General features: G+C 44.4%; 24 protein-coding genes, 1 riboswitch and 1 other annotated feature. Of the genes, 19 read left to right on the top strand and 5 right to left on the bottom strand.

Features of this window, described 5'->3' with window-relative positions; translation table 11 throughout:
* Together bioC and bioD are read left to right on the top strand one after the other, a co-directional pair.
* A complete protein-coding gene (bioC, locus tag AB4405_RS09310; protein WP_372060538.1) occupies window positions 1-801 on the top strand; it encodes a malonyl-ACP O-methyltransferase BioC in 801 nt (266 codons plus the stop codon).
* Window positions 798-1,481 (top strand): dethiobiotin synthase, encoded by a 684-nt coding sequence (gene bioD / locus AB4405_RS09305; protein WP_372060537.1) that lies wholly within the window; start codon window positions 798-800, stop codon window positions 1,479-1,481. The genes bioC and bioD overlap by 4 nt, the downstream gene beginning before the upstream one ends.
* Before the next feature lie 70 nt (window positions 1,482-1,551).
* On the opposite strand, the gene AB4405_RS09300 is transcribed toward bioD, so the two are convergent.
* Complete coding sequence (locus AB4405_RS09300) at window positions 1,552-1,719, bottom strand: hypothetical protein (RefSeq protein WP_372060536.1); 168 nt, start codon at window positions 1,717-1,719, stop codon at window positions 1,552-1,554.
* Between the two features lie 396 nt (window positions 1,720-2,115).
* Between AB4405_RS09300 and htpX the strand changes: the two genes are divergently transcribed.
* The 9 genes from htpX to AB4405_RS09255 all read left to right on the top strand — a co-directional run bounded on the left by htpX (window position 2,116) and on the right by AB4405_RS09255 (window position 9,413).
* The gene (htpX, locus tag AB4405_RS09295) at window positions 2,116-2,991 is read left to right on the top strand and encodes a protease HtpX (protein ID WP_102471642.1); all 876 of its coding nucleotides are present in this window, start codon (window positions 2,116-2,118) and stop codon (window positions 2,989-2,991) included.
* A gap of 228 nt (window positions 2,992-3,219) precedes the next feature.
* Window positions 3,220-3,639, top strand: coding sequence for a nuclear transport factor 2 family protein (locus tag AB4405_RS09290; RefSeq protein ID WP_372060535.1), 420 nt, complete (start codon window positions 3,220-3,222; stop codon window positions 3,637-3,639).
* Window positions 3,639-4,376, top strand: coding sequence for an SDR family NAD(P)-dependent oxidoreductase (locus AB4405_RS09285; RefSeq protein ID WP_102471640.1), 738 nt, complete (start codon window positions 3,639-3,641; stop codon window positions 4,374-4,376). The genes AB4405_RS09290 and AB4405_RS09285 overlap by 1 nt, the downstream gene beginning before the upstream one ends.
* A 25-nt stretch (window positions 4,377-4,401) precedes the next feature.
* Entirely contained in the window at window positions 4,402-5,682 is a 1,281-nt protein-coding gene (locus AB4405_RS09280; RefSeq protein WP_372060695.1) for an NAD(P)/FAD-dependent oxidoreductase, read from the top strand.
* Window positions 5,679-6,467, top strand: a complete 789-nt coding sequence (locus AB4405_RS09275) for a DUF1365 domain-containing protein (protein ID WP_372060534.1) — start codon at window positions 5,679-5,681, stop codon at window positions 6,465-6,467. Before AB4405_RS09280 ends, AB4405_RS09275 begins: the two co-directional genes overlap by 4 nt.
* An 11-nt stretch (window positions 6,468-6,478) precedes the next feature.
* Window positions 6,479-7,732 (top strand): class I SAM-dependent methyltransferase, encoded by a 1,254-nt coding sequence (locus AB4405_RS09270; RefSeq protein ID WP_372060533.1) that lies wholly within the window; start codon window positions 6,479-6,481, stop codon window positions 7,730-7,732.
* Window positions 7,733-7,829: 97 nt separating this feature from the next.
* A complete protein-coding gene (locus AB4405_RS09265) occupies window positions 7,830-8,345 on the top strand; it encodes a DUF2878 domain-containing protein (protein WP_372060532.1) in 516 nt (171 codons plus the stop codon).
* Window positions 8,335-8,886, top strand: a complete 552-nt coding sequence (locus tag AB4405_RS09260; RefSeq protein WP_102471635.1) for a chalcone isomerase family protein — start codon at window positions 8,335-8,337, stop codon at window positions 8,884-8,886. Before AB4405_RS09265 ends, AB4405_RS09260 begins: the two co-directional genes overlap by 11 nt.
* Complete coding sequence (locus tag AB4405_RS09255; RefSeq protein ID WP_372060531.1) at window positions 8,886-9,413, top strand: DUF3833 domain-containing protein; 528 nt, start codon at window positions 8,886-8,888, stop codon at window positions 9,411-9,413. The genes AB4405_RS09260 and AB4405_RS09255 overlap by 1 nt, the downstream gene beginning before the upstream one ends.
* A gap of 149 nt (window positions 9,414-9,562) precedes the next feature.
* Here AB4405_RS09255 and purB read toward each other — a convergent pair whose 3' ends face one another.
* The 3 genes from purB to mnmA all read right to left on the bottom strand — a co-directional run bounded on the left by purB (window position 9,563) and on the right by mnmA (window position 12,818).
* Window positions 9,563-10,933, bottom strand: coding sequence for an adenylosuccinate lyase (gene purB / locus AB4405_RS09250; protein WP_102471633.1), 1,371 nt, complete (start codon window positions 10,931-10,933; stop codon window positions 9,563-9,565).
* Window positions 10,934-11,073: 140 nt separating this feature from the next.
* A complete protein-coding gene (hflD, locus tag AB4405_RS09245) occupies window positions 11,074-11,691 on the bottom strand; it encodes a high frequency lysogenization protein HflD (RefSeq protein WP_102471632.1) in 618 nt (205 codons plus the stop codon).
* A gap of 17 nt (window positions 11,692-11,708) precedes the next feature.
* Window positions 11,709-12,818, bottom strand: a complete 1,110-nt coding sequence (mnmA, locus tag AB4405_RS09240; RefSeq protein ID WP_102471631.1) for a tRNA 2-thiouridine(34) synthase MnmA — start codon at window positions 12,816-12,818, stop codon at window positions 11,709-11,711.
* Between the two features lie 239 nt (window positions 12,819-13,057).
* Between mnmA and AB4405_RS09235 the strand changes: the two genes are divergently transcribed.
* Entirely contained in the window at window positions 13,058-14,362 is a 1,305-nt protein-coding gene (locus AB4405_RS09235) for an inosine/guanosine kinase (protein WP_372060530.1), read from the top strand.
* A gap of 60 nt (window positions 14,363-14,422) precedes the next feature.
* Here the strand turns inward: AB4405_RS09235 and AB4405_RS09230 are convergent, their stop codons facing one another.
* Window positions 14,423-14,830: an H-NS family nucleoid-associated regulatory protein gene (locus AB4405_RS09230; RefSeq protein WP_102471911.1), complete on the bottom strand. Its 408-nt coding sequence runs from the start codon at window positions 14,828-14,830 to the stop codon at window positions 14,423-14,425.
* A 683-nt stretch (window positions 14,831-15,513) separates the two neighbouring features.
* A riboswitch (Lysine riboswitch) is annotated at window positions 15,514-15,696 on the top strand.
* Between the two features lie 114 nt (window positions 15,697-15,810).
* Here AB4405_RS09230 and AB4405_RS09225 point away from each other — a divergent pair.
* The 7 genes from AB4405_RS09225 to hisA all read left to right on the top strand — a co-directional run bounded on the left by AB4405_RS09225 (window position 15,811) and on the right by hisA (window position 23,633).
* On the top strand, window positions 15,811-17,412 hold the full coding sequence (locus AB4405_RS09225; RefSeq protein WP_372060529.1) for a Na+/H+ antiporter NhaC family protein: 1,602 nt from the start codon (window positions 15,811-15,813) through the stop codon (window positions 17,410-17,412).
* 244 nt (window positions 17,413-17,656) lie between these two features.
* Window positions 17,657-17,790 (top strand) — a sequence feature (His leader region).
* A 41-nt stretch (window positions 17,791-17,831) separates the two neighbouring features.
* On the top strand, window positions 17,832-18,728 hold the full coding sequence (hisG, locus tag AB4405_RS09220; protein ID WP_102471628.1) for an ATP phosphoribosyltransferase: 897 nt from the start codon (window positions 17,832-17,834) through the stop codon (window positions 18,726-18,728).
* Window positions 18,729-18,733: 5 nt separating this feature from the next.
* A complete protein-coding gene (hisD, locus tag AB4405_RS09215; protein WP_372060528.1) occupies window positions 18,734-20,032 on the top strand; it encodes a histidinol dehydrogenase in 1,299 nt (432 codons plus the stop codon).
* Window positions 20,032-21,084, top strand: a complete 1,053-nt coding sequence (hisC, locus tag AB4405_RS09210; RefSeq protein ID WP_372060527.1) for a histidinol-phosphate transaminase — start codon at window positions 20,032-20,034, stop codon at window positions 21,082-21,084. The genes hisD and hisC overlap by 1 nt, the downstream gene beginning before the upstream one ends.
* 28 nt (window positions 21,085-21,112) lie before the next feature.
* Window positions 21,113-22,186: a bifunctional histidinol-phosphatase/imidazoleglycerol-phosphate dehydratase HisB gene (hisB, locus tag AB4405_RS09205; RefSeq protein ID WP_372060526.1), complete on the top strand. Its 1,074-nt coding sequence runs from the start codon at window positions 21,113-21,115 to the stop codon at window positions 22,184-22,186.
* Window positions 22,186-22,809: an imidazole glycerol phosphate synthase subunit HisH gene (gene hisH / locus AB4405_RS09200; RefSeq protein ID WP_372060525.1), complete on the top strand. Its 624-nt coding sequence runs from the start codon at window positions 22,186-22,188 to the stop codon at window positions 22,807-22,809. Before hisB ends, hisH begins: the two co-directional genes overlap by 1 nt.
* Window positions 22,810-22,895: 86 nt before the next feature.
* Entirely contained in the window at window positions 22,896-23,633 is a 738-nt protein-coding gene (gene hisA, locus AB4405_RS09195) for a 1-(5-phosphoribosyl)-5-[(5-phosphoribosylamino)methylideneamino]imidazole-4-carboxamide isomerase (protein WP_372060524.1), read from the top strand.
* Window positions 23,634-23,644: the final 11 nt, after the last annotated feature.

Raw genomic sequence — 23,644 nt, 5'->3', positions numbered from 1 at the left:
ATGTCTGCAGTATTATCAATATCTGACAACGTGAATGATAAAGAGGCGATTTCCATTGCCTTTGGGCGAGCAGCAGAGCGTTATGATCGCCATGCCGAATTTCAACGCAAGGTTGCTGACCAACTCTTAGCTCTTCTGCCTGAGCGTTTAGATGGCAAGGTAGTATTAGATCTTGGATGTGGTACAGGTTATTGCGCACAAGCGTTGTTGCTAAGAGGTGCTACGCTTGTCTGTGCAGACCTCTCTAGGGCGATGCTAGATAAGGCCCGAGAGAGGTGCGGGAACAAAAAAGTGACCTATCATCTCGAGGATGCAGAGGCCCTGACCTTTGCTGATGCAAGTTTTGATTATGTTGTTTCTAGCTTAGCCTTGCAGTGGTGCGATGATTTAGCGCTGCCTTTGAAAGAGATGAAGCGTGTGACAAAGCATCGTGGTCAATGTGTATTCTCGACGCTTGTCGAAGGTTCGCTTGAAGAGTTAAGTACCGCTTGGCGTAAAATTGATGAATATCAACATGTAAATCAATTTGTATCGCTAAATCAGATAAAAATTGCGTTGGCGCAATCTGGTTGTGTTGAGTATCAACTAGACTGCCCAAAAATAGTTATGTGGTATCAAACCGCACTCGATTTGATGAAGGACTTGAAAGGGATAGGCGCGACGCATGTCAAGGGACGCTCTCGTGGTTTTACGGGTAAGCACACGTTGAACGCGTTAGAAATGGAATACCGAAAGTTCTCAAATCCAGTGGGTTTATTACCAGCGAGTTATCAAGTTTGTTTGGGGACAGTGACATTATGATGAAAGCGTTATTTATTGCCGGTACGGATACCGAGGTTGGAAAAACGGTTGTATCGAAAGCGATATTAAGTGCAGTAGGATCGCAAGGGCATTCGACCATCGGTTACAAACCGGTGGCGGCTGGCTGCGAGAAAACAGCCGAAGGATGGCGTAATTCGGATGCTTTGCACCTGCAAGAGGCGGCCACCGTTGATGTGGATTATGATCTCGTTAACCCTTACGCAATGTCTCTGCCTGCTTCCCCGCATATTGCCGCCTTGGCGGATGGTGTCACGGTTGACTATGAAACGTTGTCTTCGGTGTTACAGCAACATCAAGACAATAGTGACTTTGTTCTAGTGGAAGGTGCCGGTGGTTGGCGAGTCCCTATTTCAGAAAGTGATTGCCTCTCAACATGGGTCAAACAAGAGGCGTTGCCCGTGGTATTGGTTGTTGGTATTAAGCTTGGATGTTTAAGTCATGCAATGCTGACAGCAGAAGCAATAAAAGCCGATGGTTTAGAGCTTGTCGGTTGGGTGGCAAACCGCATTAACCCTGGGGTTGAACATTATTCCGATATTATTAAGATGCTGGAGCAAAAAATGGGGGCGCCCAAGCTTGGCGAAATCCCTTATGTGCCTAGTTGTAAAAAGAAGAATATAGGGAAGTATATCAACCTCGATGTTCTGAACTTGATTTAAAAAAGAAGGGCCGCTCAAAGAGAGCGGCCCTTCTTTTTAGTTAACGATTTTATTAGTAGCTGACCAAGTATTATTTTTCACCAGACAAACCGACGAGCGCCGATTGAGTTTCTAAAATGTGCGCATCAAGTTCACTGGCCTCACCAATGCCCAATTGATCTCTTGCTTCATCTTCAGTGATACCTAGGTGACAACACAGCAAGTCAATTGCCATTTGAAAGTTGTTGTTTTCGACCATGAGATTTCCTTTTTAGGCATGGGTTATTTAGACACTGCAGACTTTATCGATATGGAAACGAAGACTCAATACGACCAAAGTCTAAGTGAAGTGAAAGTTGAGGTGCCAAATGGGGGAAAAAAATCATGAGTAACCAGTTGCACACCTTGGCACGCCTGTGGCTGTGTACAAGTATTTCAATTACTTATCGCTTTGTTTATGATCAATAAATTAACGGTTTGTTGCAATTTTCTGCTTAACCTTGTTTTTCAAATCTAAGACACTATGTATATAGTGAAGTCGAAAAATGTTACCTTGCTCTCAAAGTACTCATGATGGCAAGAGCCCTTTGAGTCATTATAAAAGTACCAAAAACTTTTGGTCATAATAAAAGCTTCTTACTCTGGAGAAATTTGAATGAAGCGTGTCTTACTCTTTTTAGCAACTAACTTGGCTGTTGTTTTAGTCTTAAGCGTTGTACTTAATATTGTTTACGCTGTGACAGGCATGCAGCCTGGAAGTCTTTCTGGCTTGTTAGTGATGGCGGCCGTATTTGGTTTCGGTGGGTCTTTAATTTCATTAATGATGTCGAAAAAGATGGCCTTACGTGCGGTAGGTGGGATGACGATTGAAACTCCACGTAATGAAACCGAACATTGGTTGCTTGAGACGGTAAGTCGTCAGGCACAAACTGCGGGCATAGGTATGCCGACGGTTGCTATCTATGATTCAGCAGACATTAATGCTTTTGCTACAGGAGCAAAACGCGATGACTCTTTGGTCGCCGTATCGTCAGGTTTACTGCACAATATGACGCGAGACGAAGCAGAAGCAGTATTGGCTCATGAAGTAAGCCATATCTCTAACGGTGACATGGTCACCATGACTCTAATGCAAGGTGTGGTGAATACCTTTGTTATTTTCTTGTCGCGTTTTATTGCCAATATTGTTGCATCGAATAATAACAGCGATGAAGGGGAAGGCGGCTCGAATATGATGGTGTATTTCGGCGTCTCGATGGTTCTGGAGCTGGTCTTTGGTTTCTTGGCGAGCTTTATTACGATGTGGTATAGCCGCCATCGCGAATTCTATGCTGATGCTGGTGCCGCCAAGCTTGTTGGTAAACACAAGATGATAGCAGCGTTAGAGCGCCTTAAAATGAGCCAAGAGTCTCAGCTTGAAGGGTCTATGATGGCATTTGGAATCAATGGTAAGCGTTCGATCACAGAACTGTTAATGAGCCACCCACCACTAGACAAACGTATTGATGCTCTTCGCCAAGAAAACTACTAGGCGCGGAATGTGTTCGTTAATAGCATAGCTCGCTGACGACACTCACTATCATATAATCGATTAATAACTCATTAAAAAGCTTGGCGAATTCGCCAAGCTTTTTTTTTTGATCTTTTCTAACTGGCGTTCGTAGTACTTATACAAAAACTTAACAAACAAAATATTGTATAACTTTTAGGGTGTACTAAATTGTACATTAAAGGATTTTGTACAATGCAGGGAGTGGATGTGGATACCAAAGCCGTAAGCGAAGTTTATCAGCAGTTAGATAAGCAGAATCTCCATCTCTTGGAGGCTGTGTATCATCAAGACGTGGTATTTGAGGACCCAGCTCATCGGGTCGAGGGTTATGCCGCACTGCTGGCTTACTTTGGCGAGCTGTACGCGAATGTCATTCGTTGTGATTTTAACATTGAGCATCATCAACAGCTCGCAGACAAGGGCTTTATTACCTGGACCATGAGCCTACAGCATCCCAAACTCAATTCTGGTCAGCCTGTTGAGGTGAAGGGAGTCAGTCACCTAATCTTCCGAGACGATCTTGTCATTTACCATAGAGATTATTTCGATTTGGGGCAGATGCTGTACGAACAAGTCGTTTTACTCGGTCCTGTGATTAAACACATCAAACAAAGGTTGGGAAGCTAATGGAAACCAACACTAAAGCCGTATTTATTACTGGTGCCTCGTCTGGCATAGGTAGGCAGCTAGCCGAAGACTATGCGACGCAAGGTTATGATGTGTTCGCTTGTGGGCGCTCTATACTCAAACTAGAAGAACTTAAAGCGAGTAGGGATAATATTCATTTGTTGTCATTTGATGTGACGAATAAAGACGACGTTGATTTGGCGATTCGAAGCCTGCCAACAATGCCTGCATTGTGGATTATCAACGCAGGGGATTGTGAATACGTTGATGACGGACAACTTGATTCTAACGTGTTGAAGCGAGTGTTTGATGTCAATGTGTTTGGCGTGGTTCACGTCTTAGAGTCTATACAATCGCACCTTACCCCAGAGCATCACATCGTTGTTGTTGGTTCTATTGCGAGTGAATTGGCATTACCGAGAGCAGAAGCCTACGGCGCGTCTAAAGCGGCAGTGAGTTATCTAGTCCGCACACTTCAGTTGGATTGGCAAGCTAACGGGGCACTTGTGACATGTGTATACCCAGGCTTTGTTCGAACCCCTCTTACCGATAAAAATGATTTCGATATGCCAATGATGATTGAAGTCGAAGAGGCTTCTAATTCCATTAGAAAGGGAATTGAGGCTAAGCAATCACATATCTATTTCCCAACTAAGTTTGTTTCCATTATTCGGCTCATAGCATTGCTACCTTATCGGTGGCAACGCTACCTGGTGAATAAGATGGTTAACCGCTAAAAAATAAGTAAAAAGGAATTCAATGATGAAAATTGCCATTATAGGGACAGGGATATCAGGGCTAACATGCGGATACCATCTTCACAAGTCTCATGATATTACCCTGTTTGAGGCGAACGATTATATTGGTGGCCATACTGCGACGGTCGATGTTGATGTTGACGGAGAGACGCTTGCCGTTGATACCGGGTTTATCGTATTCAATGACCGGACTTACCCAAATTTTATCAAAATGATGGACGAAATTGTTGTAGCAAGAACGGCGACTCAAATGAGCTTTAGTGTCAAAAACAAAGCGAGTGGGCTCGAATATAATGGCCATACCATTGCGACTCTTTTTGCCCAAAAAAGTAATTGGTTGAGCCCTCAATTTTACCGTTTCGTATTCGAAATTTTGAGATTTAACAAGCTGGCTAAAGAGTTTGCTGACCAAGACCATTTATCGGAGACGACATTAGGTTCGTTTTTGACTCAGCATGAGTTCAGTGACTATTTCTGCACCAACTACATCCTGCCTATGGGGGCGGCGATTTGGTCTTCGACCTTGGCCGACATGCGTGCATTCCCGCTAGGTTTCTTTTTGAGGTTCTTTCTCAACCATGGGTTACTTGACGTTGTCAACCGACCGCAATGGTACGTTATTGACGGGGGTTCTCGGGCCTACATTGAGCCATTAACTCGCGGTTTTGCAGACAGGATTCAATTGAAGGCAAAAGTGACAGCAGTAAAACGCTATGACCAAGCGGTCGAAATTATTGTTAACGGTGAGTCGACATGGTTTGATCAAGTTATTTTTGCTTGCCACAGCGACCAAGCCTTAGCCATGATTGATGCTCCGTCTGATACGGAACAGGCGATTTTAGGGGACATGAAATATCAGTCCAATGAGGTGGTCCTTCATACTGACACCCGTTTACTTCCCAATGAGCGAAAAGCCTGGGCTTCTTGGAACTATGCGCTCAACGAAGACACAGAAAGCGGGTTACCTACGCTAACTTATAACATGAACATTTTGCAGCATCTCCAGTCATCAAGCACAGTGTGTGTATCATTAAACTCATCCCATTTAGTCGATAGCGACAAAATACTGCGTACCTTCCATTACACCCATCCCATGTTTACGTCCCAATCCATTGAGGCGCAGAAGCGTCGTGAAGAGCTCTTCGGAGCAAATGAAACATGGTTTTGTGGGGCGTATTGGTACAACGGCTTTCATGAAGATGGAGTACGCAGTGCGCTTGATGTGGTTAGGGGTATTCAAGCAATGGACGTTGCAACCAAGGCCCCTGTTAAGGGGGTAGCATGAGTGCCTCGTGTTTGAATAGCCAATTGATGGTTGGCATCGTCGATCATCGACGTTTTACGCCCAAAAAACACGAGTTGCGCTACCCATTATTTATGCCAGCGATTGATCTCGATGAACTCGTTCAACTCAAAAATCAGGTCTGGGGGTTTGGTGACCGATGGTGGCACTGGGCGAGGTTTCGCAGAGAAGACTACGTCGGAAGCGGTGATCTGAAGACCGCAGTGCAAGACAAAATATTGGAACTCACGGATGAAAAGCTGACAGGCAAGGTCGTTGCAGTTTGCCATTTGCGATATCTGGGGCTGTATTTTAGCCCAGTCAATTTCTATTACGTTTATGACGATAATGATGAGTGGCGATATCTATTGGCGGAAGTCAGTAATACGCCTTGGAATGAACGTCATTACTATGCATTAAAAGCGAACAAAGGGGATCACGGAGAGAATTGGGAGCATGATAAGGCGTTTCATGTTTCTCCATTCAACCCTATTGAACAGCGCTACAAATGGAAACTCAAACCGCTTGGGAAAAGACTGTTTGTCCACCTAGCGTGTCATCGTGGTCACAAGGAGTTTGATGCCACTGTCAACATGCAGGGTAAACCATTCAGTAGCCAAGAACTTTTGTGGCTACTCGTTAAAACCCCAGTCATGGCGATAAAGGTAGTGTTTGGCATCTATTGGCATGCATTTAAGCTCTGGTGTAAAGGGATGCCCATTTACGACCATCCAGAAAACAATCGTTCGCTTGAAACGTCACCAACACAAAAAAAATCAAAGAAATAGGGAGCCGTATTATGTTAGAAACCACCACGCTGGTCAGTCCTCAGACACTAACAACCATGCAGAAAACCGCGAGAAATATTGCTTTTAATTGTCTGTACAAACTTGATATCGGTTGCTTGACCATCATCGAGAGCTTCGAAAAAGAGGGGCTTGGTTCTAAACAGATAGGTGAACGTTTCGGCAGCCCACAGAGAGGCCAACCAAACGCAGTCATTGAGGTAAAACACCCAGACTTTTATCGTCGTTTATTAAAAGGCGGAAGTATAGCAGCAGGTGAAGCATATATGGATGGCTGGTGGGAAAGTCCAGATTTGACTTGTGTTATGGAGTTAATGGCTCGAAATATGGCTGCTCTTGATACCATTGAAGCGAAGTCTACACCATTAACTCGTATCCTGTACTGGCTTGGGCATTGGGGTAAAAGAAATACATTGGACAACTCGCGTGAGAATATCCATGCCCATTATGATCTGGGTAATTCCCTCTATGAAACCTTTTTAGACGAACGCATGCTTTATTCATCCGCCATCTACAACAGTCCATCAGACTCGTTAGAGACGGCTCAGCTAAACAAAATGGAGCGCTTGTGCCAACAGCTTCAACTGACCAGTGATGATCATGTGGTGGAGATCGGAACAGGGTGGGGGGCAATGGCCATATACATGGCGCAGGAATATGGCTGTCAGGTGACCACGACGACGATTTCTGATGAGCAATTTGACTACGCACAAAACAGAATCAATCAACTTGGGCTTAACGAGAAGATCACGCTCCTAAAGGAAGATTATCGATTATTGGAAGGGCAGTACGATAAATTAGTATCTATTGAGATGATAGAAGCCGTTGGCAAGCAGTTTCTGACGTCTTATCTTCAAAAGTGCCAGTCGTTACTAAAACCAAATGGGTTAATGGCTATTCAAGCGATTACGATCGCCGATCAACGTTATGACAGCTACTCGAAAAACGTCGATTTTATTCAAAAGTACATATTCCCAGGTGGTTTCCTCCCTTCAGTCACTGCGCTAACAACAGCGTGTACCAAGCACACTGATTTGGTAACGAGAAACTTATTTGATATCGGTTTGGATTACGCTGAAACACTATCCGACTGGCGAGAGCGCTTTGAACAAGCGTTGCCAACGGTCAGAAAGCTTGGCTATGACGAGCGCTTTATACGGATGTGGCGGTATTATTTTTGTTATTGCGAGGGCGGATTTCGGGCCAAAAGTACTAGTACTGTGCACATGACGTTTCAGCGTAGTTAGTCATCGTTGAAGATAACGATAACGATAACGATAACGATAACGATAAAGACAGAATAGTGTTGGATTTTTGCCATTAATCACCAGCGAGAACTAGACGATGTCACATGGATGGAAAGTAGTTTGTGTTAGCACTTGGTTTCAATGCCTCTGGTTCTTGTCTGTTGTCGGCCAAGCGCCGTTCCAGTGGCTCGGCATTTCGCTTGCGGTGCTGACAGTGTTGGCTACTTTCAAACCGTTAGGCATCAACTTAAGGGATATTGTCTTTATCACCCTTGCGGGTTTGAGTATTGATAGCATCAACGTGGCTAGTGGAGTCTTAATATTTTCAGTGCCAGTCGTACCAGTTTGGCTGGTAACGCTCTGGTTAGCTTTTTCTTGGTACGCAAATTTTTTACGATCAACGTTGATTCAATATCCGATTTTCCTCGTATCTACTATTGGGGGTATCGGTGGTTCGCTGAGTTATCTAGCGGGTATTAAGCTAGAAGCGGTCAACATTGGTTACCCTATACCCCTCACATTAGCCATTTTGTTTGTTGAGTGGTGGGCGATCATTTGGTTCGTTGTCCGTTACAAGCGCTTAGTTGAAGGAGTATTAAAGCATGATTCGTAATATTGCAATAACCGCGTTAATGTCTATGGCTCTGGCGTTGCCTGTGAGTGCGGCGGGCGACAAAACCGTTAGCTATGAAGCATGGAAACATTGGAAAGTCGTGGGGGAGGCTCAACTATCTTGGCTATTTTTTGATGTCTATCGTTCTGAGTTGCTTGCGCCACAAGGCACGTATCAATTGTCGGACGATGTGTCTCCGCATCCCGTCGCTTTACGAATACAGTACCAAAGAGACATCAGCCGATCGCAGTTACTCGAAGCGACTCTGGACCAATGGGAAAAAATGGGCGTGGAGAAAAGCACTAGAAGCGAGTGGATCGCGAGATTATATGACGTGTTCCCAGACATAAAAGAGGGTCAACAACTCATCTATGTTACCGATGGGTCTCAAGGTTCCTTTTATTATCTAAACAACGACGCGCCGCTGCAAAGTGTTGGGAAAATTACCGATGAATCGTTAAACGATGGATTCTTGGGGATTTGGCTAGCTTCTAACAGTCAGTACCCTAAATTAAGAGCCCAGCTGATAGGAATGAATTGATGAAGAAATGCGTAAGAGCCCTATTTGCTTCTCTTTTATTATTCATCACGGCGTGCAGTGCTGATTTAAGTGAGTATCAAGGAACGACTCCAGAATTTGATCTATTTGGCTACTTTGATGGCCGTTCAACGGCGTGGGGAATGGTTCAGGATTACAGTGACAAGCAAACCCGTCGCTTTGAAGTGGAGATTGCTGGCGTGGTGGTTGGGGATACGCTGACGCTGACGGAAGACTTCGTCTTTGACGATGGGGAAATTGACCAACGAGTTTGGACCATTAAGCGATTAGCCGATGGTACCTACGAAGGAACGGCTGATGACATCATCGGGAAGGCGATCGGGCAAGCAGAAGGCAACGCCCTGCGTTGGCAGTATGACTTTGAGTTAGAAGTTGACGGGTCAACGTACACCGTCGCTTTTGATGACTGGTTATACCGGCAAGATGATAAGCACCTTTTTAACCTGACGAGCATTCAGAAGTTTGGTAAAGAAGTGGGGACCATAACCCTGTTTTTCCAAAAAAAGTAGGACGGTTGTGAGCGGGGCGGCTTAAAGTGTCAACCTTATTTAGGGTGGAACAAGGTAAATAAAGAAAGGGCTGCATTTACTGCAGCCCTTTCTTATTACGTGTCGAGAACCTGAGCCGTTTGCCCAAATTAATCAATCAGACGAAAAGCTTACAGCTTGTCTGTGAGCTCAATAGCTTGACCAATATAGTTCGCTGGTGTCATTAGCTTAAGGCGAGCTTTCTCGTCTTCTGGTAGCTCTAGACCATCGATGAAGGCACGCATAGCGTCACCATCGATACGCTTACCGCGAGTCAGTTCTTTTAGCTTTTCGTACGGCTTTTCGATACCGTAACGACGCATGACCGTTTGAACAGGTTCCGCCAATACTTCCCAGTTCTTGTCTAACTCTGCCAATAGTGCCTCACGGTTGACTTCTAGCTTGCTGATGCCTTTTAGCGTCGACGTGTAAGCGATGATGGCGTAGCCACAACCAACGCCAAGGTTACGAAGAACCGTTGAGTCCGTTAGGTCACGTTGCCAGCGAGAAACAGGCAGTTTTTGTGCAAGGTGCGAGAATACCGCGTTAGCAAGACCAAGGTTGCCTTCTGAGTTTTCGAAGTCAATTGGGTTTACTTTGTGTGGCATTGTCGAGGAACCGATTTCACCAGCAATGGTTCTTTGCTTGAAGTGACCGAGTGCGATGTAGCCCCAAACGTCACGATCGAAGTCGATAAGAATAGTGTTGAAACGAGCAATCGCATCGAATAATTCTGCAATGTAATCGTGTGGTTCAATTTGAGTCGTGAACGGGTTCCACGTTACGCCAAGTGATTCAGTGATAAATTCTTCACTAAACTGATGCCAATCGATGTCAGGGTAAGCAGAAAGGTGAGCGTTGTAGTTACCCACAGCGCCGTTGACTTTACCAAGAATTTCAACCGCTTCGATTTGCTTGTATTGACGTTCCATACGATACGCCACGTTTGCCATTTCTTTACCCATCGTTGATGGGGAAGCAGGTTGACCGTGTGTACGAGAAAGTAATGGAATATCGCGATACTCGACAGCTAGGTTGCTGATAGCATCGATGATATTACGAAGTTCAGGAAGAATAACCGTCTCGCGCGCTTCTTTTAGCATTAGCGCGTGAGAGGTATTGTTGATGTCTTCAGAAGTACAAGCGAAGTGGATAAACTCGTTGACCGCGTGAAGCTCTGGAATGTCCGCTACTTTTTCTTTCAGGAAATACTCAACCGCTTTAACATCGTGGTTCGTCGTGCGCTCGATATCTTTAATACGTTGTGCATCGGCTTCACTGAAGTTTGCCGCCAATTCATTTAAAAACTGATTTGCTTCTGCACTGAATGCTGGAACTTCTGTAATGGCATCCGTTGCTGCAAGCTTTTGTAACCAACGAATTTCAACGATAGAGCGGTACTTTAGTAAACCAAACTCACTAAAGATGCTACGTAATGCCGCTGTTTTACTTCCGTAACGGCCGTCTACTGGTGAAACAGCCGTCAGTGCTGACAGTTCCATGGTGTTCTCCTGAATTGAGTGTCTAAATTTCGTGAGCTTTATACCAATAATCGAAGCAATTGTCACGAATATTGCGCAAACGTTTGCGCGAAAGTTATTTTGCTTAAAAAATAGCTCGCGTATTATCGCGAGCTATTGGGTTACATTCTTGCCAATAGGATCTTGGCTTGTTCAATCATCTTCTTACGGCCAAAGACAAGATGACGGCGCTTACCGCCTACTTGACGCCAAAGTACTGCGCTGCGAATCCCCGATAGAAGTAAGGCGCGAACCTTATGTTGTGTGCCGGTTTGTTGCAGCACAGAAGGGGTACCTGTGACTTGAATTCTAGGGCCAATTGGACTGACGACATCAAGGTAAACGCTGGCGAGATTACTGATCATTTGTTCGTCGAGCAGTTCATAATGTTCGAGTTGACGCTCAACCATTTGAATACGGTCACCAAGCTGAGACATCGCATCATTTCGGCTGCTAAGTTTACGCTCAAGTGCCATTAAACTGATAATGTATCGCGTGATTTCACTTCCAGCTGGAGTGCTATCGATGCCATTTACTAGGCATTCGAGTCCAACCTTAAGATCGGCTTCGCTACCAAATACACCAATGGTGTTGGCTGGACTGGTGTTTGTGATGGCTTTAAGTGAAGTTTCGAACGCGTCTGAATCACAGTAACCGTCTTTTGCCATGTTTTGCACGAGTGCAACTGCTTGGCAAAGTCCAGCAAATGCAACAGTACGGTCATAAAGTGTATTAGCCACGTAGTTCTCCTAAAAAATTAAATGCGCTCTTCAATGATACCGCCACCAAGGCAGACGTTGTCTTGATAAAAGACAGCCGATTGTCCAGGTGTAACAGCAACTTGTGGTTCGTCAAAGATCACTTTTATATTGCTGTCGTCAATCGGTATGATTGTACATGGTATATCTTGCTGACGATAACGTGTTTTTACCGTGCATGTGAATGGTGCCTTCACCACTTCACGATCAACCCAATGCAATTGAGATGCACGTAAACCATTCGACTTAAGAAGTGGATGGTCTGCGCCTTGTACGGCGATCAATACATTACGCTTGAGGTCTTTTTCTGCGACATACCATGGGTCTTCGTTACCACCGCCGCCTTTTTGACCACCGATGTGAAGACCTTTACGTTGTCCAAGAGTATGGTACATAAGCCCTTGATGTTCACCGATGACATCGCCTTCAGGTGTTTCAATTTTACCCGGTTGAGCGGGCAAATAGCGAGACAAGAAATCGGTAAATTTGCGCTCGCCTATAAAACAGATACCCGTTGAGTCTTTTTTCTTGGCAGTAATGAGGTCTTGTTCTTCAGCGATGCGTCGAACCTCAGGCTTTTCCAGTTCACCAACAGGAAATAAGCTTCGAGCAACTTGTTCATGGCTTAGCGTATAAAGGAAGTAACTCTGGTCTTTATTACCGTCTAAACCGCGTAACATTTGTGGTTTACCGCCGTTTTCCGGGAAGGTTCGGTCAACATAGTGACCCATAGCAATAAAGTCAGCATCTAGTACTTCATCAGCGAACTCTAAGAAGGCTTTGAACTTGATTTCTTTGTTACAAAGAATGTCCGGGTTGGGCGTTCGACCCGCTTTGTACTCGGCTAGGAAGTACTCAAAGACATTATCCCAATATTCAGCCGCAAAGTTTATGGTATGTAGGTGGATACCAAGCTTGTCGCAAACAGCTTGTGCGTCTGCAAGATCTTCAGCAGCCGTACAATATTCCTCATTGTCATCTTCTTCCCAGTTCTTCATAAACAGGCCTTCTACTTGATAGCCCTGTTGTTTGAGAAGATAGGCAGAAACGGAGGAATCCACACCGCCGGACATACCGACGATCACTTTCTTTTGGCTGTTATCAGACATGTTTAAATACCACCTATAGTAATTGGACGCAGATTTTAGCAGAAACAAAACGTGCAATACAGTTCCGCGAACCAAATCACACTTTCTTAAGGACGTTATGTGTGTCCTATTGAGGAGGATTACAAGGGCAATAATAAAAAAATCGAATACGGTATCGTTTGCTTTAATTGCGCATGTTGCTCTGATGATCTATACAGAGTTAGAATTGCCGACGTCTTTTTCCTTACGTAGATACTGTTATGAAATTCCCTGGCCAAAGAAAATCTAAGCATTACTTTCCTGTTCATGCTCGTGACCCATTGGTGAGCCAAACACAAACCAATAAAAAAATGTCGAAAACTCATATTGTTGGTATTGATCAAACCTTGGTTGATATTGAAGCGAAAGTGGACAGCAGTTTGATTGAAAAATATGGCTTGAGTAAGGGACATTCACTGGTCATTGATGATAAAGCAGCGGAAGCGTTATATACCGAGTTAAAGGAAAAAGAACTCATCACTAACGAGTTTGCTGGTGGAACGATTGGGAATACGTTGCACAACTTCTCGGTATTAGCCGACGATAAATCGGTATTACTGGGGGTTATGAGCTCAGATATTAAAATTGGCAGTTACGGCTACCGTTACCTGTGTAATACGTCGAGTCGAATGGATCTCAACTACTTACAAGGTGTTGAAGGTGCGATTGGGCGTTGTTTTACCTTAATTACCGAAGATGGCGAACGTACGTTTGCTATTAGTGAAGGTAAAATGAATCAATTACAGCCAGAAAGTATCCCAGAAAAAATATTCAAGAAAGCATCGGCATTGGTACTGACTGCTTATTTAGTTCGTTGCAAACCTGGTGATCCAATGCCGGCGGCAACCATGCAAGCAATAGAATACGCAAAGAAATACGATGTACCAGTCGTTTTAACCCTGGGTACACGTTTTGTTATTCAAGGTGATCCGAAATACTGGCAGGACTTTTTACAGCAACACGTGACAGTGGTTGCCATGAATGAAGATGAAGCGGAAGCATTAACAGGGGAAAGTGATCCTTTGGCCGCATCAAACATCGCGCTTGATTGGGTGGATTTGGTATTGTGTACTGCAGGCCCTATCGGTTTATTTATGGCTGGCTACACTGAAGACAGTGCGAAACGCGAAACGTCACTGCCACTGTTGCCAGGGAGTATTGCAGAGTTTAATCGCTATGAATTTAGCCGCCCAGCAATCAAGCAAGAATGCATCACTCCAACGAAAATTTACTCTCATATTGCACCTTATATGGGCGGACCAGAGAAAATTAAAAATACCAATGGTGCGGGTGATGCTGCGCTTTCAGCCCTACTGCATGACATGGCAGCAAATAAACACCATAAAGAAAACGTGCCTAATTCAAGCAAGCATCAGCATCAATTTTTAACGTACTCTTCTTTTTCTCAGGTATGCAAATACTCTAATAGAGCAAGCTATGAAGTATTGGTTCAGCATTCACCACGCTTATCACGAGGTTTGCCGGAAAGAGAAGATAGCTTAGAAGAAGCATACTGGGAAAGATAATAAAAAAGCGCCGTAAAGGCGCTTTTTTTTATATGTCTTTAAACACAATAGAATACGTGATTAAAGCTCAAATTCTTCTAGAGATTTACCTGCATCTAACGCGGCTTGGATTATTGATGGAGTACGGCCTTGGCCTGTCCATGTTTTTTCTGCGCCGTTGTCATCAAGGTATTTGTATTTAGCAGGACGCGGTGCACGTTTGCTTTTGTTTTTCGCTTTAGATTCACCAGATAATGCAGCGATTAGGTCTTCAACATCGATACCATCTTTAGCAATCATCTGTGCGTATTCGCTCAGTTTAGCTTCACGAGCTTCTCTTTCTGCTCGTTCTTCTTCATCAGACTCTCGTCTTTCAGTGACAACAATAGTAAGTTTTTCTAGTGCTTCTTCTAATTGCTCAACCGTTAGTTCACGAGCAAATGCACGTAGGCTACGAATATTAAGCAATGTTTTTGTTAATTCAGACATGACAATTCCCATGATTTTGTTTCGTTCGGCTTTAATAATAAACTTCATCGGCCATATTGACAATGAATTAGGTGTAACAAAAGTGAAAATATAATAATCTTTACACAAAATTGATAAAACTAAGAAAGATTACTTTAAGTGTTACTAATGATTACAGATGAATTTATTTAGAGACTGATGTTCACGGTATGACATTCATTAGAATGGGTTATTGATGTTTGGTTTTGTTGCATATTAATTGCAAAAAATCTTTAGTTATAAAGTTTAGTTTATAAATCTAAGTCGCTAACGGAACTTATTTGAAACGCAAATGTCCATCGCAGATATCGAAAATGTAATGGAATACCTATTATATTGATAGCCCAAAGCACAATACTAACTGCGCTCGCGCGATTAAGTCATGCTATAAGTTCACTATTAAAGTGGTATCGACATATAAAGAGGCATCAACATCGTTATTAACGTTGTTATCTTTTGCTCAATTGCCGGTCTTTTATTCCGCGAAAAACTTTCCTCCAACCTAGGCGAATGATGCCTGAATTAGCCTAGGTAATAAGGCGTAACAACCTCTTCACAACATTGATGTTGCAATTAACAGTTCGATAAGTACAATGGCGCGCACCTAATGCAAAAGTAAGAACATTCCTCTAACTGTGAGCTTATAAGTTAGTCGATGATTTTGCTTTTGATGTAGAGGTGCGACTGCGAAAAGTACTTGTCGTTGGGGTGATGCCAATGAACGACAACAAAAGGCGCGGTCGCCGAAGTGAGAATAGAAGATCAAACTATCTTGCTGGTGTTGTCTCTGAAAGGAACAACACTGCCATAGTCTATTATTTGTTAAACTATGGAGCGCTACTGTGGGGGTTGGAAAAGCAATCGCTTTTCTTTCGCTTATTCAACATTATGTTGAAATCTATGTGTTACACGCATGTCTGCAGTAGATCTCTGACCATAATTAAAACTGGTTTCTGAAGATCATGAACTTAATCGATTTTGCTTCCTCACCATTGTCATTGCTACCGCCGCTCGTAGCTTTGAGTTTGGCTATCATCACACGTCGTGTTTTACTCTCATTAGGAGTAGGTATTGTTTTAGGTGCCTTCCTTCTAAATGATTACTCTGTTGCCAATGCTGCAGGCTATGTCTTTGATACTGTTTCTGGTGTCGTAATAGAAGACGGCAGCCTGAATATCTGGAATATGAGTATTGTTGGTTTCTTGCTGCTGTTGGGCATGATGACTGCACTATTAACCTTATCCGGCGGAACTAAAGCGTTTGCCGAATGGGCTCAGTCTCGAGTTAAAAGTAAACGCGGTTCAAAACTGCTTGCCGCTTGCCTTGGTGTGTTTATTTTTGTCGATGACTATTTTAATAGTCTAGCGGTGGGAGCTATCTCCCGCCCTGTGACAGACCGCTTTTATGTGTCTCGTGCTAAGTTGGCGTACATTCTTGATTCAACGGCCGCACCAATGTGTGTATTGATGCCCGCTTCAAGTTGGGGTGCATACATCATGACGATTGTCAGTGGTATCTTAATTAGTCATGGTATTACTGAGTATTCCGCAATTGGTGCTTATGTTCGTTTAATACCGATGAACTTTTATGCCGTCTTTGCGCTGTTAATGGTATTCGCCGTCGCCTGGTTCCAACTGGACGTTGGCCCAATGCGTAAGCATGAGTTACGAGCGAAGCAGGGCATTGGCTTTGATCACGACAAAGACAATGACACAAAAGAAGCACATGAATTAAATGAAGAACTCGACATCAAAGAGAGTGATTTTGGTTCGGTGTCGGATCTTGTGCTACCTATCCTTGTTTTAATCTTTGCCATGATAGGTGCAATGTTATTTACCGGCAGTCAAGCACTCGCTTCTGATGGTTTACCATTTAACTTACTTGGTGCGTTTGAAAACACTGATGTAGGCATGTCGTTGATTTATGGCGGCAGTGCCGGTCTTGCAACAGCCGTGTTTACTGTGGTTAAGCAAAAATTAGCCTTTAAAGATATCGCGATAACCATGTGGATCGGTGCTAAATCGATGTTCGGTGCGATTCTCATTTTGTTCTTTGCTTGGTCCATTGGTTCAGTCATTGGTGATATGAAAACGGGTGCTTACCTGTCATCAACGGTTCAAGGCAGTATCGATGTTCATTGGTTACCTGTCATTTTGTTCTTATTGGCTGGCTTGATGGCATTCTCGACAGGAACGTCATGGGGCACATTTGGCATTATGCTGCCTATCGCAGGTGATATGGCTGGTGCGACGGATATCACGATGATGCTACCGATGTTAGGTGCAGTGCTTGCGGGCTCTGTATTTGGAGACCACTGTTCACCAATTTCCGACACAACGATTCTGTCATCAACCGGAGCACGTTGTAATCATATTGATCACGTATCCACTCAGTTGCCTTATGCATTGTCGGTAGCCGTCGTATCTTGTGTTGGCTTTATCGCGCTTGGCATGACCAATTCAGTTTGGATCTCATTCGCAGCTGCGAGTGTTACCTTTGTATTGGTATGCTTCGTGCTGTCAGCGTTATCACGTGCTCGAATGTCACAAGATATCAAAGCGTAATCACGCCGTGCCTATTGGCACCGTTATGTGAATATTAGGAGCCTTTATGGCTCCTTTTTTGTGCGAATTTTTTATACTAATCCGACGCGCAGGGGTTAAAAGCAGAATTCTTATTCTGTCAGCAAGATTATTTTTGAAAAACTGTAAATTAGTGGTTGAAAATTTAGCTGAGCTTAGTTAGTGTGAAGTCACAGCTTAAAAGGAATCGCCAAATAATTATGCGCTTAAACGATATGAACATTCATCATCACCATCATCACCCAATCTAGTCTTTCGGGAGATGCGCGCATATCCGAGAGCTAACTAAACTCTCGGAGGTTCGAAGCAAGATTTAAGAATTAACCCTCGGGAGACCAAAACTCTCGAGGGTTTTTTCGTTTTATAATTTTGAAATTAATCTTTTGCACAGGGATACAGCAATGCAAACACAACGTCTAAGAATCGCAATCCAAAAGAAAGGCCGCCTCAGCCGAGATAGCCAAGACCTCCTAAAGAAATGTGGAGTGAAATTTAATGTGATGGGTGAGCGTCTCGTCGTTCACTCACTCAACATGCCAATTGATTTACTACTCGTGCGTGATGACGATATCCCTGGTTTGATTATGGATGGTGTCGTTGACCTTGGGTTCATCGGTGAAAATGAACTGGAAGAAGTGCGTTTAGATCGTATTGCTTTGGGCGAGCCAAATGAATTCCACACGTTGCGCCGTTTAGATTTTGGTGGCTGTCGTTTGTCTATCGCTATTGATAAAGATGTGACGTACAACGGACCTCAAGATCTTGCTGGTAAGCGTATTGCTACCACTTATCCTCAGTTGTTAAAATCTTACATGGACGAGCAAGGTGTCGACTTTAGTGCTTGTATGCTAACAGGATCGGTTGAGGTTGCGCCTCGTGCTGGTCTTGCCGATGCGATTGCTGATTTGGTGTCAACGGGTGCGACCTTAGAAGCCAATGGTTTAAAAGAAGCCGAAGTAATTTTCCGCTCTAAGGCGACATTAATCCAGCGTCAGGGTGAATTTGATGCCGATAAGTTAGCGTTGATTGAGAAATTGTTGACTCGCATGCAAGGTGTACAACAAGCCAAAGAGTCTAAGTACATCATGTTACACGCGCCGATTGCGAAGTTAGAACAGATTAAAGCACTACTTCCAGGAGCTGAAGATCCTACCGTACTGCCACTTTCAACAGATAAAGAACGAGTAGCGGTTCACCTGGTGAGCACAGAAAATCTTTTCTGGGAAACGATGGAAGGTTTAAAAGAACTCGGTGCGAGTTCCATCCTTGTGCTACCAATTGAAAAAATGATGGGGTAGAGACTATGAGAACCGTTGTTTGGCGCTCACTGAGCCAACCCCAACAAGAGTCAATCTTGGAACGACCAGCGATAGCAGATGGTGCGAATATTACCGCTGCTGTGTCCTCTGTTATTGAACAAGTGCGCCAAGGCGGAGACAGCGCTTTGTTTGCGTTGACTGAAAAGTTTGATAACGTGCGCCCGGATTCAATTCGGGTGACGAATGAAGAAATTGAAGCCGCGTCTAACCGCCTGACGGATAAGATGAAGCAAGCCCTTGAGCAAGCGTATGCGAATATTTCGAAGTTTCATAAAGCGCAACGCCCTCAGCCATTAAAAGTTGAGACTCAGCCCGGTGTCGTGTGTGAACAAGTGACTAGGCCAATCAATAATGTTGGTTTGTATATACCGGGGGGAAGCGCTCCGCTACCGTCTACGGTACTCATGCTTGGTGTCCCTTCTCAAATCGCAGGGTGCCGTAAGGTTGTCTTGTGTTCACCACCACCGATTGCTGATGAAATCTTGTATGTAGCAAAGTTGTGTAACATCGATGAGGTATACAACGTGGGAGGGGGTCAAGCCATCGCTGCGATGGCTTACGGTACCGAGACCGTCTCTAAGGTCGATAAAATATTCGGGCCGGGCAACGCGTACGTAACAGAAGCAAAACGTCAAGTGAGTAACGATTTCCGCGGGGCGGCTATCGATATGCCCGCTGGCCCATCAGAAGTGCTAGTGATTGCCGACGACAGTGCAGATCCTGATTTTGTAGCAGCAGACTTATTGAGCCAAGCAGAACACGGTCCTGACTCTCAGGTTGTATTGGTGACACCGTCGGCTGTGGTGGCCGATCAGGTAACAGAAGCGGTTAAAAAACAGCTTCAAGTGCTGACGCGAGCGGATATTGCGCAAAAAGCATTAGGTTCGAGCCTTGTGATAATTGCCGAGTCGTTGACACAATGTGTCTCGATTTCTAATTACTATGGCCCTGAGCACCTAATTGTCCAGACGAAGAATCCGCGGGAACTCTTACCATTGCTCGATAACGCGGGCTCCATTTTTCTAGGAGATTGGTCTCCGGAGTCAGTGGGGGATTATGCATCAGGCACGAATCACGTCTTGCCTACCTACGGTTATACAAGAACGCACTCTAGCTTGGGCCTTGCTGATTTTTCAAAGAGAATGACGGTACAAGAGTTATCAAAAGATGGCTTAAAGTTACTGGCGCCAACGGTGGTGACAATGGCGGAAGCTGAAGGGTTAGATGCGCACAAGCGAGCGGTTACCATCCGTGTTGAGAAGCTAGCGCAGGAGCAAAAATAATGGAAAAATTAGCGCGTAAGCAAGTGCAAGCACTTACTCCTTATATGTCGGCTCGACGTATCGGCGGTTCTGGCGACATTTGGCTGAATGCGAATGAATCCCCATTTGATAATGAATATAAAACAGACTTTTCTCGTTTAAATCGTTATAGCGAATGTCAACCGAAAGCACTAATAGAAGCGTACGCTGCCTACGCAGGTATAGCACCTGGTCAAACATTGACATCTCGAGGCGCTGATGAAGGCATTGAACTGCTGATTCGTGCTTTTTGTGAGCCTGGTGAAGACAGTATTTTATTTTGCCCGCCTACCTACGGTATGTATGCCATCAGCGCTGAGACGATTGGCGTAGCAAGAAAAGTCGTGCCTTTGACATCTGACTGGCAATTGGATCTTCCTGCAATAGAAGCAAGTTTAGAGTCAGTGAAACTCGTGTTTGTGTGCAGCCCTAACAACCCAACCGGTAATTTAGTCAATCGTGACGACATTATTGCTTTGCTGGAAATGACAAAAGATAAAGCCATTGTGGTTATGGATGAGGCATACATCGACTTTTGTCCTGAAGCCTCTACGGTTGATTTATTAGCGGAGTACGACAATCTCGCGATTCTGAGAACATTATCCAAAGCCTTTGCTTTGGCTGGCTTACGTTGCGGTTTTACCCTTGCTAACGAGCCGCTGATTAATGTTCTGCTTAAGGTGATTGCGCCATATCCAGTACCCGTGCCCGTAGCAGATATTGCTATTCAAGCGTTATCCGAGCATGGTTTAGCGCGAACGAAGTACCAAGTGCTCGATCTTAATGCCAACCGTGCTTATCTACAGGCTGGGTTGACTATGTTGCCGGGTGTTGTGGTTCATGAAGGGTGGGGTAACTATCTATTAGTTGAATTTACTAATGGGGATGAGCTGTTTAAAGCCACGTGGGATAACGGCATTATCTTGCGTAACTCCCCAATAGAGAACTGTGTCCGCATCAGTGTCGGTAATCGGGATGAATGCGAAAAAACGCTCGCATTTATCCGCAATAAAATAAATCAAAGCGCTGCCTAAACGACGCATACAGACAAGGAATTTTATAGTGAGCAACCAACAAAAAATCTTATTTATCGACCGTGATGGCACGCTGATCGTTGAACCACCAATTGATTTTCAAGTCGATCGCCTAGACAAACTGAAGCTTGAACCTTTTGTGATTCCAAGCTTGTTAGCACTTCAAAATGCCGGTTATCGATTGGTCATGGTGACCAATCAAGATGGTCTGGGTACAGACAGCTATCCGCAAGCAGATTTTGATGCGCCCCAAGATATGATGATGGAAATTTTCGAATCTCAAGGCGTGCTGTTTGATGATGTACTCATCTGCCCACACTTTGACGAAGATAACTGTTCGTGCCGTAAGCCAAAACTAGGCATGGTGAAAGAGTATCTGCAAAGTGGAAAAGTAGACTTTAAAACATCAGTCGTCATCGGTGACCGTGCGACCGATCTACAACTGGCAGAGAATATGGCAATACGTGGTATTCAATATCACCCTGAGACAATGGGTTGGCGTGATATTTTAAAAGATCTCACTGTAAATGCTCGAACAGCAGAGGTCATCAGAACGACAAAAGAAACGGATATTAAGGTTTTCGTCAATCTCGACGAGGCGGGTGGCAATGAGATTTCGACGGGGATGGGCTTTTTCGACCACATGCTTGATCAGATCGCGACCCATGGCGGTTTCCAAATGAAAATCGATGTGAAGGGTGATTTGCACATCGATGATCACCATACGATTGAAGACACGGCACTTGCACTCGGACAAGCTTTAAAAGAAGCGCTGGGTGATAAACGTGGTATTGGTCGTTTTGGCTTTAGCCTACCAATGGATGAGTGTCTTGCACAATGTGGACTAGATTTGTCCGGTCGACCTTATCTTAAATTTGAAGCAGAGTTTTCTCGCGAGCAGGTTGGCGACCTATCGACAGAAATGGTGGTGCATTTCTTCCGTTCATTAACGGATACGCTAGCGTGTACATTGCATCTTTCTTCATCAGGCCACAACGATCACCACATCATTGAAAGCCTGTTTAAAGCCTTTGGTCGCACGCTGCGTCAGGCGATAAAAGTCGAAGGTAATGAGCTCCCGAGTAGTAAAGGGGTGTTGTAATGGAACGTACAAAACAAAAAGTCGTCATTATTGATACTGGTTGCGCTAACGTTTCGTCAGTGAAGTTTGCTATTGAACGTCTTGGTTACGCCGTCACGATTTCAAAAGATGCGGATATTGTACTTGGCGCTGACAAGCTGTTTCTGCCGGGAGTTGGTACGGCCAGTGAAGCGATGAAAAACCTTGAGCAGAGAAACCTTATTGAGTTGGTGAAACAGGTCGAGCAACCTTTATTAGGAATTTGTTTAGGTATGCAACTTCTCGGTAAGCTATCGCAAGAAAAAGGTCAGAAAGCGGATCAACAAGTCGAATGTCTTGGCTTATGTGATGGTGAAGTGAAAAAGCTTGAAACAGGCTCGCTTCCTTTGCCTCATATGGGGTGGAATACGGTTAAAGCTAATTCTGGGCATCCGCTGTTTTCAGGTATTGAAGATTCAGAATATTTTTACTTTGTGCACAGTTTCGGTATGCAGGTTGGTGATTACACCATTGCACAATGTGACTATGGAACAGCGTTTAGCGCCGCTATCCAAAGTGAAAACTATTACGGGGTACAATTTCACCCTGAACGCTCATCAAAAGCTGGTTCGAAGTTGATCCAAAACTTCCTTGAAATGGTTTAGCAGCCGTGTTCAAAACCAGATGATTTAATAAAGACACAAGGCGTTGTCTTGAGTCCGTGAATAGAGATATTAAAAGGGATTGAAAAGTGATCATTCCAGCACTTGATTTAATAGAAGGACAGGTTGTAAGACTCTACCAAGGAGATTATGGCCAAGTTACAGAATACAAAGTGGACCCTGCGGAGCAGTTTAACCTATACCATCAGGCTGGCGCTAACTGGTTGCACCTTGTGGATCTCACGGGAGCGAAAGATACTACCGCTCGTCAACTCGATTTGATTGCAACATTGCTAGCGAGTACGCCAGCAAGCATACAGATCGGCGGTGGAGTACGCACGGAACAAGACGTCGTGGATTTGCTAGAAGCGGGTGCTCAACGAGTGGTGGTCGGTTCGACAGCCGTCAAACAGCCAGCTTTAGTTAAAGGGTGGATGGAAAAGTATGGTCCTGAAAGAATCGTACTTGCCCTTGATATTAATATTGATGATCAGGGCGTCAGAAAGGTTGCGATCTCGGGTTGGCAAGAGGATTCTGGTGTCACGATTGAGGCACTTATCGACGACTATTTAACGGTCGGACTCAAGCACGTGTTATGCACTGATATTTCTCGTGATGGCACACTACAAGGAAGTAATGTGGAGCTGTATGTGGATTTATGTCGCCAATATCCCCAAGTGCAGTTTCAATCATCGGGTGGCATTGGTAGTTTAGAGGACATTGCTGCGCTAAAAGGCTCAGGTGTTGCAGGCGTTATTGTAGGACGAGCTTTGTTAGATGGTAAATTTAGCGCCGACCAAGCGTTTGAATTGTGGAACAATGGTTAATGGTTAATGGT

Origin of the sequence: Vibrio sp. 10N.261.51.F12 (assembly GCF_041471725.1) — a bacterium.
Classification (GTDB): Bacteria; Pseudomonadota; Gammaproteobacteria; order Enterobacterales; family Vibrionaceae; genus Vibrio.
The sequence above is the reverse complement of the archived record's forward strand: the minus strand, read 5'-3'. Positions and strand labels throughout refer to the sequence as shown.